This window comes from Vibrio sp. 5S239 (assembly GCF_041439575.1).
GTDB lineage: Bacteria > Pseudomonadota > Gammaproteobacteria > Enterobacterales > Vibrionaceae > Vibrio > Vibrio kanaloae.
In genome coordinates, this window is the sequence record NZ_JBGOOM010000030.1 from 39,534 (window position 1) to 50,609 (window position 11,076).

An 11,076-nucleotide genomic window follows, 5' to 3' on the forward strand; every position below is an offset into this window, starting at 1 on the left:
GTTACCATATTTTGAAATTTTAAGCTGATGTGCACAGCATTCGTATGTATATTCGGTGGTAGATAATTAATTTGGTAACGGAAAAGTGATGGATAAGAAAACTAAAGGGTCATGGTTAATTCACCATACCAACAAAATTCAATGTGTTAGGAATGTTCGAGGGTACAACAAAACTGTTAAAGCAGGGAAGGCTGGTCTTCTATTGTCAGCAATGAGTGCCTCGGATAAAGAGTTAAAAGTTAATCGCAGTCGGTTAGAGGTTTTAGCTGACAGCGTTGGTGTTAGTGACCTTGAAATTGATCCATTACTAGAGCTGCTAAAGAAGAAAGATTTAGTTGATTATGTACAGTCAGAAGTTGTTGTTCTTGGTGTTACGACTACGACCGCTCTTGAGCATACTGCTGATATTTTTGACACTCATGAGCCCACAGATAAAGAGAGGGCGTCTCTAGAAATCTCCGAGTTGGCATCAGAACGACCGCAAAGTGATGAATTTTTGATAGATACATTATCTACAAATTTTAAAACGCTAGCAGGTGACATGAATGATGTATTGAAGCAATCCGAGCAGATTGGTTTCACTGATGCTGAAAGGATTGGTCAAAACAATACGCTTTACTTCAATGGTAATCTCTTTCGCAAAGATGATACGCAGAAAATTAATAAAGTGCTTGAGTCTCTATCTTCTGCAGAGCAAAGCCGTCTGATTGAACTGAATTCACTTTTGGATAGCCATGCGTGTATATCTGTAGATTGGGCTAAAAGAATACTGACTGAACCACTATATAATAAGACGATCCCGATTGGGCTGTATGACTTGAATGTTGTATCAAACAATCAAGAAGATGCAGGTTTTATAACAAAACCTTCAGCGTTTTCTAAGTATAACAGTGCGGCAGTTGATGATGCATTTGACTTGGTTAAAGCATTTGTCTGCTCTCTGACTTACGGGATGACGAGAAGCGGAAATTCTAGAGGTCGTATTACTTGGATTGAAAGGCTATTAGAAGTGCTAGTCAATGGCGGCTGTGTTGGACCAGCTCCAGCTATTGCATATGACTACAAAATATTAGAGCACAAGAACGTCGTACAAGTTAGTCAAGGGCACAATAAAGGAAGCTACGGTTGGGTTATGAGGCTCTTGAAAAAAGAAGTTGGAGAACTAGCTCTGGCTGCGATTAAGAACGGTAATATCAATGAGCATTCTTTAGATAATTTACCTTCTGCCAGAATTAGTAGTTACAAGAAGCCAGAAACCATGCGTGAGATATCTCGAAAAGAACAGGTAGATAACTCTCCAAAAGAAACGCATGATATGTTAATGGTCTTGAGAACTAATAAGGTTGTATGATGATAAAACTACCTAAAGGCTTTCAAATGGAAGAGCTCCTGAGGAATTATTTAATTAATGCGGGGTATTTTGTAGTCAGAGGCGTGCCATATAACTACAGAGGAACTAGCGTTACTGATATTGACCTTTGGTTGTATTCAAGAACTTCAGTTCTTTCGAGAGAAATCTCTATTGTGGATGTTAAAAACAAAAAAACACCGCAAGCGATGGAGAGAATATTTTGGGTCAAAGGTTTGAAAGATGCCGTAGGCGCAGATAGGGCTTTGATTGCGACTACTGATCGACGTGAAGAAGTTAAGTCTTTCGGGAAAAAGTTGGATGTGTTGGTCTTGGATGGGGATTTTCTTTCAAAGTTAAGCTCATCACATAAGGAATCTGATAGACGACTTTCTGAGGAAGATTTAACAGCTCTAATTAAAAAGTATGAATATCAAAAGATTGATGGTGATTGGCAAAACAAACTGATTGAGAGTAAATCACTTCTAATTGAAGGTTTGAACTTTAGTTCTTGTATCCAGTGGTTAAGCTATTCGAAATTTTTTGCCGACCAAGTGATCATAAAACCTACTCACCAAGAGGCGTCTTCACGGTGTTTTTATCTTTTGTGTTCTTACATTGCTTTGGGGGTCGATTTTATTTTGAAAGAATGTTCATTTTTGGCTGCCGATGAGCGAAAAAGAATACTAACAGAAGGCTTTACTTATGGAGATGGAGGGTTGGCTAGTATTAAAAAGACCCTTAATTTATCTTCAGCATTAATCGAGACTTATATTGATAATAGCTCGGCTATCAACAACCAAATTGCAGGTAAAGTTCAAGAAGAAATGTCTCAGTTAGAAGCATCTTCTTTGGGTGAATATTTTAGTCGAGTTGATGTTGGTAAAAAGCTGTTTTCGATATCTATTGAATTAGAGAAGGCTGCAATGAGCACTGTTCTGTTGAGTCAAAGGGAGCTTTCTTTTGAAGCTCGGTCATTTTTGGGCTGTATACTTGATTATCTCTCAGTAGATCGAGAAAAGTTCAATAAGAGCCAAAGCGAGAATATAATACCTACTCAGACAGAATTACCTATCTAGAAGCTAATGGCATGCACAAATAGGGCATGCCTTTTAGCATATCTTACGGGGTGTTTTTATTATGGAGGTTCTGCGGAAACAACTGCGTATAAACCTGCCACAAAATATTCAAGTTTCTATGCCCAGTCACTTGGGCTACTTCCTCGATAGAGTATCCCTTTTCAAATAGCCTACTAGCTCCCTCTCTTCGCAAATCGTGATACCTCAAGTCTTCAATACCTAATTCATTCCTAACTCGTTGAAAGCCTGCGCTGACACTTCGTGAGTTATACGGGAAAATAAGCTCACCTTTGTCTGGTTGTTTTAGTGCGATCTCAAATGACTCACCAAGCAAAGGCACAATCATGTGATTACCTTCTTTTTTCCTTGGGTCTTTTCTATCTCTAACCAGTATCGTTTTATGCTCTTGGTTGAGATCTTCCCAACGCAGCTTGCAGACTTCACCAATTCGCATACAAGTAAGAATGCTGAACTCAAGAATATCGGTGAATGGAATTCTAGTTGTGCCGTTTGGCCGGAAAGATTCACGTTGTTCTAACCCAAGCTTTAAGAGCTTCAGTTCTTCAGAAGTTGGGCGACGTGTTCGTTTCTGACTCTTACCAACTAACCCCATATCAATCAGAACTGGTACGGCTTCATCAAATATTTGGTGATTGGTATCGATGTTGAAGACAGGCTTAGACTTTTTCATTACAGAACGTAGGTAAGCAATATCATGATAAATCGTTGCGGGTTTGGCTCCTGCACCTCTTCTATTTTTACAGTGCTCGATTAAGTCGCTAGTTCGTAGCTGATTACTCTCAACTTGGGCGATGTCGCAATCCCTAAGCATTTTAATAACGTAGCGTTTGGTGCGGCCTGTATTGTCCCAGAGATCACGCTCAGCCATGAACAAATCGAGGAGTACCGAAAGGGGGACTGTTTTTGGCTGATTGAGTACCCCTTGAGCCTCTAGTTCAGCTACCCTTTTTTTACCCAAAGCTTTAGCGAGTGCTTTCTTTTTTAGAGTTTTGCTTTCCCTGTGTATAATGCGCGAATTCTTTTTAACGATGATTGTTACCTTGAACCTTGGTTCACCGCTTTTTAGCTTTCTGGTCTCGATGGTATAACTTGCCATTGTCCAACTCCTAAAGGGGTACTTGAGGGGTACTACAGGAAGTAATTCCGTTTAATTCTAGGTAATTCACTGTATGTTTGTACAGTATTAATTGAGACTGAATCATGACAAACACTAATAAAACCAGTAAATACGCTAGTAACCGACTTTCTGTTGCACCAATGCTCGATTGGACCGACCGCCACTGCCGTTATTTTCACCGTTTGCTTTCTCAGCAGACTCTTTTGTACACGGAAATGGTAACAACAGGCGCGATCTTACATGGTAAGGGCGACTTTCTAGAATATAACGAGCAAGAGCATCCTCTTGCGCTTCAACTGGGTGGTTCTAACCCGGTTGATTTAGCGGCTTGTGCCAAGCTTGCTGGTGATCGCGGCTATGATGAGGTTAATCTCAACGTAGGTTGTCCTTCAGACCGAGTTCAAAATGGCCGCTTTGGTGCTTGCTTGATGGCTGAGCCAGAGCTGGTGGCAGATTGTGTGTCGGCGATGAAAGAAGTCACTGATATTCCAATCACGGTGAAAACGCGTATTGGTATCGATGACCAAGACTCTTATGAGTTTCTCACTAAGTTTGTGTCGACCGTTTCTGAAAAAGGCGGCTGTGAGCAATTTACTATCCATGCACGTAAAGCGTGGTTGAGTGGTCTTAGCCCGAAAGAAAACCGTGAGATCCCACCTCTAGATTACGATCGTGCATACCAAATTAAGAAAGATTTCTCGGATCTAGTGATTGCTGTGAATGGTGGTATTACGACTCTTGAGCAAACGAAAGAGCACTTGCAGCACCTTGATGGTGTGATGATTGGCCGTGAGGCATACCATAGTCCGTTTATCTTGGCCGAAGTCGACCAACAGATCTTTGGTTTAGATACGCCAATTAAAAAGCGCTCACAAGTGGTTGAAGAGATGTATCCGTACATCGAGCGTGAACTTTCAAACGGCGCAAGTCTAGGGCACATTTCTCGTCATATGCTTGGTTTGTTCCAAAGCATGCCGGGTGCAAGACAATGGCGTCGATACATCAGTGAGAACGCGCATAAGAAAGGCGCGGGTATTGAGGTGATGCAAACGGCATTGGCTAAGATCCCCAAAGAACTGAATGTATAAGCTTCCCCTAAGGTTAAAAACCGAAGTTTAAAAGTAGAGTTAAGGTTAAAAAATTAAGGTTAAATTCGCCATTAGAGGCTAAATTTACCATTAAAAATCCCTCAAAAGCCACGCATGAAGATGTGTGGTTTTTTATTTTATTGATTAATAAAGATTTTTTGGTTTTTTAAACTTGGTATAGAAGCTGCAATATTCAAAAGTAAGAAAGATAGGTCATCAATTCAATAGGAGACCATTATGTTTGAATTAATCTTTGTTCTTATTTTTGCCGCAACATTACTCGTTACTGGTATTACGTTTATGACGGTCTTAGCGGCAACGGGGGTTGCATTACTCGTTATGTTGGTACTCGGTATGATAGGTGTCGTGTTTAAACTCTTGCCTTGGTTGATTGTGATTGCAATCGGTGTGTGGTTTTTCAAAAACTTTGTACACAGTTCTAGTCAAAGGCGTTACTAAAGTCATGGTGCCGTCAAACTTTTGCTCGCCAGCGGTTTATCGTTTTAGTCTTTAGGATGTGTGGTAAAATTTCTCCAATAATCGATGAATGTGCATACAATTAGCACAATGATATGAAATTGGAGCTATCTCAAATGAATAAAATGCCATTAATTGCTTTAGTGGGGATGCTACCTCTAAGTTCGGCAGTGCTTGCTGAAGAAGGGTTTTCTTACACGGCTAAAGTCGGTGCCGATATGTGGTGGGGAAGTACCAAGCTAAACGAAGTTAGACAAAATGATGATGTTCATTCTCCTTCGTTATATTTAGCATTTGAGCACAATGCTCCAATGCTACCAAACGCGAGTTTCCGCTATACTTCTGTCGATGCGGATTTATTGGCCTTCGATAAGTACGACTATACCTTCTATTACACATTGTTAGATCACAAACTGATGAACTTTGATGCAGGTGTGACGTTTACTCAGTATTCAAACTCGAATTACATCGAACCGAAAACAGGTAGCGCTCAAACAAGCTTTGATGAGTTGACTTGGAGTTTCTACGGTAACGCAGAGATCAACGTTCCTGACACCAACTTCGATATCATTGGTACGATGGAGTTCGGTGATAGCAGTGGCATCAAGAGTACTGATTTGATGGCTGGCGGTCAGTACCGAATCTCAGTGGCAGAAACTGAGATAGCACTGCGTGGTGGTTACCGTGTTATCGATTTAGACTCGGATGAGTTCTTTAGCTCTCAACTAGGCAAGAGCTTTGTCATGGTCGATGGTTGGTTCGCTGGTGCAGAAGTGCGCTTCTAGGTTATTTAAGCGCATTTAAAACAAATTTTAAGAACGTCACTTTATTAAGTGGCGTTTTTTTATATATATTGATTATATCTTTCTGGAATTAGTTAGCACATTCATCACTTTCGACCATCCTTATACAGAGACCTAATTAGCGTCTATTCTCATAAGGTCTATGTTGTGAGGTCAAAGCAAGGGATAGAATATGACACTCAATGAATTACGAAATTTATATCGAGAGAACCTGTTAGTCGAAGCGGTCATAGAGCCCTCGATTCAAGAGGGGGCTTGGGTTGTGGAGTTTCGCCATATGGGAGGTGGCTTTGTTTTGCTTACCGATGTTCATGGTGAGGAGTGCCATTATGCTGATTTAGATTTAGCATCAAAGTCGGCAATGGCCGTTGGTTTTCAGCAAGTTCGTATTGAAAACCAGTAGCGAATTTACGGTTCAATCGCTTTTTACTTCCAAAAAGTTATAAAACATACTTTTCTATTCTTTCTTGTTATTAAAGGGAGTGGTTAATCTATCGTCACGCAATGATTAGGGATGTCGTGACCATGTCTTTAAATAAGAAAGAGTCTTCACAAAATAATAATGCACAGTCTGGGGCTAATGAGCTACCTGGGCTAGCTGCACCACTTAATGACCAACAATTGGGTCATCTTCAGCAAACTGTTTCTGAACTGTCTTCACAGCAACTGGCATGGGTCAGTGGCTATCTTTGGGGGGTGAGCCAAGCACAGCCTGTGGGCGCCGCTGCACCTATTGCTCAAGCAGCCGCAGCTGTGGCCGCAAAACCTGCGGGTAAGTTAAGTGTTATCTTTGCTTCTCAAACGGGTAATGCGAAAGGTGTTGCTGAATCGCTTGAGGCTGAAGCGAAAGCGTTAGGTATTGCTGTCGAGCTTTTCGATGCCAGTGACTATAAAGGTAAAAACCTAGCCAAAGAGACACACGTGATTTTTGTGGCTTCCACTAATGGTGAAGGTGAAGCCCCTGATAACGCGATTGAGTTGCATGAATTCCTTCAATCGAAGAAAGCACCCAAATTATCGAATCTACAATACGGTGTGATTGGTTTAGGTGATTCAAGCTATGAGTTCTTCTGCCAAACCGGGAAAGATTTCGATAACTTCCTCGCTAAGCTTGGTGCTAAATCATTTGTTGACCGTCTTGATTGTGATGTTGATTACGAAGAGTCAGCAACGGAATGGCGCGCTAAAGCATTAGAGCAAGTAAAAGAGACATTATCGACAGGCACAGAAGCCGATGTCGTTCAATTACCAGTTGGTCAAGTGGCCGCGGGTCATTCGCAATACACCAAACAAAACCCATACACAGCGACATTGCTGACGAGTCAAAAGATCACGGGTCGCGACTCGGGTAAAGATGTTCGTCATATCGAGATTGATCTTGATGAGTCAGGTATCACTTACCAGCCGGGTGATGCGCTGGGAGTGTGGTACGAAAACAGTTCAGAGCTTGCGAATCAGATCCTTTCTAAGGTTGGGTTGTCGGGTATTGAAAGTGTTGATGTCGATGGTGAAAACTTATCTGTCCATAGCGCACTCGTCAGTAAATTCGAGATTACGACGTCAAACCCTCAACTTGTGACTCAGTTTGCTGAGCTGTCGGGTAGTAAGAAGTTAATCAAGCTGGTGGAAGATAAAGACAAGCTTCGCGAATACTCTGGTAACACTCAAATCGTCGATGTATTAGCAGAAAAAAGAACCAATCTATCAGCTAATGAGTTGATCGGCCTTTTACGTAAGTTAACGCCACGTCTCTATTCTATTGCATCAAGCCAAGCAGAAGTGGATGAAGAAGTTCACTTGACGGTTGGCCTGGTTGAATACCAAAAAGGTGAAGAGTCTCGTCTGGGGGGCGCCTCTAGTTTCCTAGCTCAGCGCTTGGAAGAAGGCGGTGAAGTGAAGGTGTTTGTTGAGAACAACAATAACTTTAAGCTGCCACAAGACGACAGCACACCTATCATCATGGTCGGCCCAGGTACTGGTATCGCGCCATTCCGCAGTTTCGTTCAAGAGCGTGAAAACAATGATGCTGAAGGCAAAAGCTGGTTGTTCTTCGGTGACCGTACTTTTACTCAAGATTTCTTATACCAAGTTGAATGGCAGAAGTACCTTAAATCTGGTGCGTTAACCAAATTGGATGTTGCTTTTAGCCGTGACCAAAAAGAAAAGGTTTACGTTCAAGACCGTTTAATCGAACAAGCAGAGCAGGTTTGGCAATGGCTTCAAGAGGGCGCATACCTTTATGTTTGTGGTGATGCGACCCGAATGGCGAAAGATGTTCATGAAGCACTAGTCACGATTGCTGAAAAACATGGCAACCAGAGCCGAGAACAAGCTGAACAATATATTAATGACTTACGTAAAGCGAAACGTTACCAAAGGGATGTGTACTAATGAGCAAGCAAGTAATAGAGCAAGAAGTGCTAGGTCAAGTACTTGGTCCTTTGGCTGACAATGAACGTCTGAAGCGTGAAAGTAATAATCTTCGCGGTACTATTGAACAAGATCTTCAAGACCGCATCACTGGTGGTTTTACCGCAGATAACTTTCAGTTGATCCGTTTCCACGGTATGTATCAGCAAGATGACCGTGATATTCGTAATGAACGTGCTAAGCAAAAGTTAGAGCCTTTGCATAATGTCATGCTGCGTGCGCGTATGCCTGGCGGCATCATCACTCCAAAGCAATGGTTGGCGATAGATAAGTTCGCAGATGAAAGTACCTCTTATGGGTCTATCCGTCTAACGACACGTCAAACCTTTCAGTTTCATGGCGTGTTGAAGCCAAACATTAAACTGATGCACCAAACGCTAAACAGCATTGGTATTGATTCAATCGCTACCGCGGGTGATGTAAACCGAAATGTTCTGTGTACCACAAACCCTGTTGAATCTGAGTTGCACCAAGAAGCGTATGAATGGGCGAAAAAGATCAGTGAACATCTATTACCGAAGACTCGTGCTTATGCAGAAATATGGTTAGATGGTGAAAAACTAGAAACAACGGATGAAGAACCTATCCTAGGTAGTAACTACCTACCGCGTAAGTTCAAGACGACTGTTGTCATTCCTCCACAGAATGACGTAGATGTTCATGCTAACGATCTTAACTTTGTTGCTATTGCTGAAGACGGAAAGCTGGTGGGCTTTAACGTGTTAGTCGGTGGCGGCCTTGCTATGACACACGGCGATACCTCGACTTATGCACGTAAAGCTGACGATTTTGGTTTTGTGGCATTAGATAAAACGTTAGACGTAGCAGCGGCGGTGGTAACGACTCAGCGTGACTGGGGTAACCGTTCAAACCGTAAGAATGCCAAAACCAAATACACACTAGACCGTGTTGGTATTGATGTATTCAAAGCGGAAGTAGAAAAGCGTGCCGGCGTTGAGTTTTCTGAAAGCCGTCCTTATGAGTTTACTGGCCGTGGCGACCGTATCGGTTGGGCCGAAGGCATTGATGGTAAGCACCACTTAGCGTTATTCATCGAAAATGGTCGTTTACTTGATTTCCCTGGGAAAGCTCTGAAAACAGGTGTTGCTGAAATTGCGAAGATTCACAAAGGTGACTTCCGCATGACAGCGAATCAGAACTTGATTATTGCGGGTGTAGCGACTAACCAAAAAGCCAAGATTGAAAAACTGGCGCGTCAATATGGTTTGATGGATGATGCTGTTTCTGAGCAACGTAAAAACTCTATGGCGTGTGTGGCTTTCCCTACGTGTCCTTTAGCAATGGCGGAAGCTGAGCGCTTTCTTCCAGAGTTCGTGACAGATGTTGAAGATATTCTGAAGAAACATGGATTACCAGAAGAAGATAACATCATTCTTCGTGTCACTGGTTGTCCAAACGGTTGTGGTCGCGCGATGTTGGCTGAACTTGGTTTAGTGGGTAAAGCACCAGGTCGCTACAATATGCACTTAGGCGGCAACAAAGCCGGTACTCGTATTCCTAAGATGTATAAAGAGAACATTACATCAGCTCAGATCTTAGAAGAGATTGATTCACTAGTGGGACGTTGGGCTACTGAACGTAAAGACAATGAAGGGTTCGGCGATTTTACAATCCGAACTGGTATCATCGAAGAGGTGATCATTTCAAAGAGGGATTTACATGCATAATTCTGTCGCTTCAAAACTGAAGTTAGCAGAGCTGATCGCATTGACTAAGACGGAGCAGATACTTCGTCTTGGACAAATAAATGCTGAGTTAGAACAGCTAACCGCCTTAGAAAGAGTTAAGTGGGCTCTAGCAAATTTAGAAGGGACGCATGTGGTGTCTTCTAGTTTCGGAATCCAAGCTGCGTTGATGCTGCACTTAGTCACTCAAGCAAAGCCAGATATTCCGGTTATTCTGACGGACACTGGCTATCTATTCCCTGAAACGTATCGCTTTATAGATGAGTTAAGCAAGAATTTGACACTAAACCTTCAAGTCTTTCGCGCACAACAGAGCCCTAATTGGCAAGAAGCGCAATATGGCAAACTTTGGGATCAAGGTATAGAAGGGATAGAGAAGTACAACAAACTTAATAAAGTTGAACCGATGAGGCGGGCGTTAGATGAGCTTGAGGCGGGGACTTGGTTTTCAGGGTTAAGAAGAGAGCAATCTCAATCGCGCGCAAACTTGCCAATCTTATCTATCCAAAATGGTGTGTTTAAATTCTTGCCAGTCATTGATTGGACAAATAAAGATGTTCACTATTACCTAGAACAAAATGGTCTCAGCTATCACCCGCTTCGAGAGCAGGGGTACCTTTCTGTTGGAGATACACATACGACTAAGAAATGGGAGCCGGGTATGACTGAAGAGGAAACCCGTTTTAATGGTCTAAAACGAGAATGTGGTCTTCATGAAGATGATGGAGAGCAATATGGCTCTGGGATTTAAACTCATTGTCATTTGAAAAGCTGCCATAAGGCAGCTTTTTTAGTTTCTAGGGGATGAAATTAGAGCGATTGTGGATAAGTCTGTGGTTATTGTGTAGTTATTTTGTAGTTAAAGTTATAAAAATAAGGGTTTGAGTGTTTATTCGTCATGTGATGGTTGTTTTTGCATTTTTCTTTAATAAACACTTGCCAATGTGATGAACATCTCTATAATGCCGCCTCACTGACACGGTAGACGCCACAAGGCTTCAACGAAG

10 protein-coding genes are annotated in these 11,076 nt (G+C 42.1%); 9 read left to right on the forward strand and 1 reads right to left on the reverse strand.

The window, feature by feature from the left end; all coding sequences use genetic code 11:
- Window positions 1–88 precede the first annotated feature (88 nt).
- Both ACED48_RS18640 and ACED48_RS18645 read left to right on the forward strand, forming a co-directional pair.
- On the forward strand, window positions 89–1,351 hold the full coding sequence (locus tag ACED48_RS18640) for a hypothetical protein (protein WP_017055746.1): 1,263 nt from the start codon (window positions 89–91) through the stop codon (window positions 1,349–1,351).
- A gap of 26 nt (window positions 1,352–1,377) precedes the next feature.
- The gene (locus ACED48_RS18645) at window positions 1,378–2,427 is read left to right on the forward strand and encodes a hypothetical protein (protein ID WP_198928334.1); all 1,050 of its coding nucleotides are present in this window, start codon (window positions 1,378–1,380) and stop codon (window positions 2,425–2,427) included.
- Window positions 2,428–2,470: 43 nt separating this feature from the next.
- On the opposite strand, the gene ACED48_RS18650 is transcribed toward ACED48_RS18645, so the two are convergent.
- A complete protein-coding gene (locus tag ACED48_RS18650; RefSeq protein WP_017055748.1) occupies window positions 2,471–3,544 on the reverse strand; it encodes a site-specific integrase in 1,074 nt (357 codons plus the stop codon).
- Between the two features lie 104 nt (window positions 3,545–3,648).
- On the opposite strand from ACED48_RS18650, the gene dusA reads away from it, so the two are divergent.
- From dusA to ACED48_RS18685, 7 genes are all read left to right on the forward strand, one after another.
- A complete protein-coding gene (gene dusA / locus ACED48_RS18655; RefSeq protein WP_017055749.1) occupies window positions 3,649–4,653 on the forward strand; it encodes a tRNA dihydrouridine(20/20a) synthase DusA in 1,005 nt (334 codons plus the stop codon).
- Between the two features lie 237 nt (window positions 4,654–4,890).
- Window positions 4,891–5,112 carry an envelope stress response protein PspG gene (gene pspG / locus ACED48_RS18660; RefSeq protein WP_017055750.1) on the forward strand — a complete coding sequence of 74 codons (222 nt, stop codon included), beginning with the start codon at window positions 4,891–4,893 and terminating at the stop codon, window positions 5,110–5,112.
- Window positions 5,113–5,246: 134 nt separating this feature from the next.
- Window positions 5,247–5,915 (forward strand): TIGR04219 family outer membrane beta-barrel protein, encoded by a 669-nt coding sequence (locus tag ACED48_RS18665; RefSeq protein WP_017055751.1) that lies wholly within the window; start codon window positions 5,247–5,249, stop codon window positions 5,913–5,915.
- Between the two features lie 190 nt (window positions 5,916–6,105).
- Complete coding sequence (locus ACED48_RS18670) at window positions 6,106–6,336, forward strand: hypothetical protein (protein WP_017055752.1); 231 nt, start codon at window positions 6,106–6,108, stop codon at window positions 6,334–6,336.
- Between the two features lie 122 nt (window positions 6,337–6,458).
- Window positions 6,459–8,324 carry an assimilatory sulfite reductase (NADPH) flavoprotein subunit gene (locus tag ACED48_RS18675; RefSeq protein ID WP_017055753.1) on the forward strand — a complete coding sequence of 622 codons (1,866 nt, stop codon included), beginning with the start codon at window positions 6,459–6,461 and terminating at the stop codon, window positions 8,322–8,324.
- Window positions 8,324–10,051 carry an assimilatory sulfite reductase (NADPH) hemoprotein subunit gene (gene cysI / locus ACED48_RS18680; RefSeq protein WP_017055754.1) on the forward strand — a complete coding sequence of 576 codons (1,728 nt, stop codon included), beginning with the start codon at window positions 8,324–8,326 and terminating at the stop codon, window positions 10,049–10,051. Before ACED48_RS18675 ends, cysI begins: the two co-directional genes overlap by 1 nt.
- On the forward strand, window positions 10,044–10,820 hold the full coding sequence (locus ACED48_RS18685; RefSeq protein ID WP_017055755.1) for a phosphoadenylyl-sulfate reductase: 777 nt from the start codon (window positions 10,044–10,046) through the stop codon (window positions 10,818–10,820). The genes cysI and ACED48_RS18685 overlap by 8 nt, the downstream gene beginning before the upstream one ends.
- The last annotated feature ends 256 nt before the right edge of the window (window positions 10,821–11,076 follow it).

Coding starts and splice junctions, on each gene's coding strand:
- ACED48_RS18665 (WP_017055751.1), top strand. CDS start 5,247: ATGAATAAAATGCCATTAATTGCTTTAGTGGGGATGCTACCTCTAAGT.
- ACED48_RS18640 (WP_017055746.1), top strand. CDS start 89: ATGGATAAGAAAACTAAAGGGTCATGGTTAATTCACCATACCAACAAA.
- ACED48_RS18685 (WP_017055755.1), top strand. CDS start 10,044: ATGCATAATTCTGTCGCTTCAAAACTGAAGTTAGCAGAGCTGATCGCA.
- ACED48_RS18670 (WP_017055752.1), top strand. CDS start 6,106: ATGACACTCAATGAATTACGAAATTTATATCGAGAGAACCTGTTAGTC.
- dusA (WP_017055749.1), top strand. CDS start 3,649: ATGACAAACACTAATAAAACCAGTAAATACGCTAGTAACCGACTTTCT.
- pspG (WP_017055750.1), top strand. CDS start 4,891: ATGTTTGAATTAATCTTTGTTCTTATTTTTGCCGCAACATTACTCGTT.
- ACED48_RS18645 (WP_198928334.1), top strand. CDS start 1,378: ATGGAAGAGCTCCTGAGGAATTATTTAATTAATGCGGGGTATTTTGTA.
- ACED48_RS18675 (WP_017055753.1), top strand. CDS start 6,459: ATGTCTTTAAATAAGAAAGAGTCTTCACAAAATAATAATGCACAGTCT.
- ACED48_RS18650 (WP_017055748.1), bottom strand. CDS start 3,544: ATGGCAAGTTATACCATCGAGACCAGAAAGCTAAAAAGCGGTGAACCA.
- cysI (WP_017055754.1), top strand. CDS start 8,324: ATGAGCAAGCAAGTAATAGAGCAAGAAGTGCTAGGTCAAGTACTTGGT.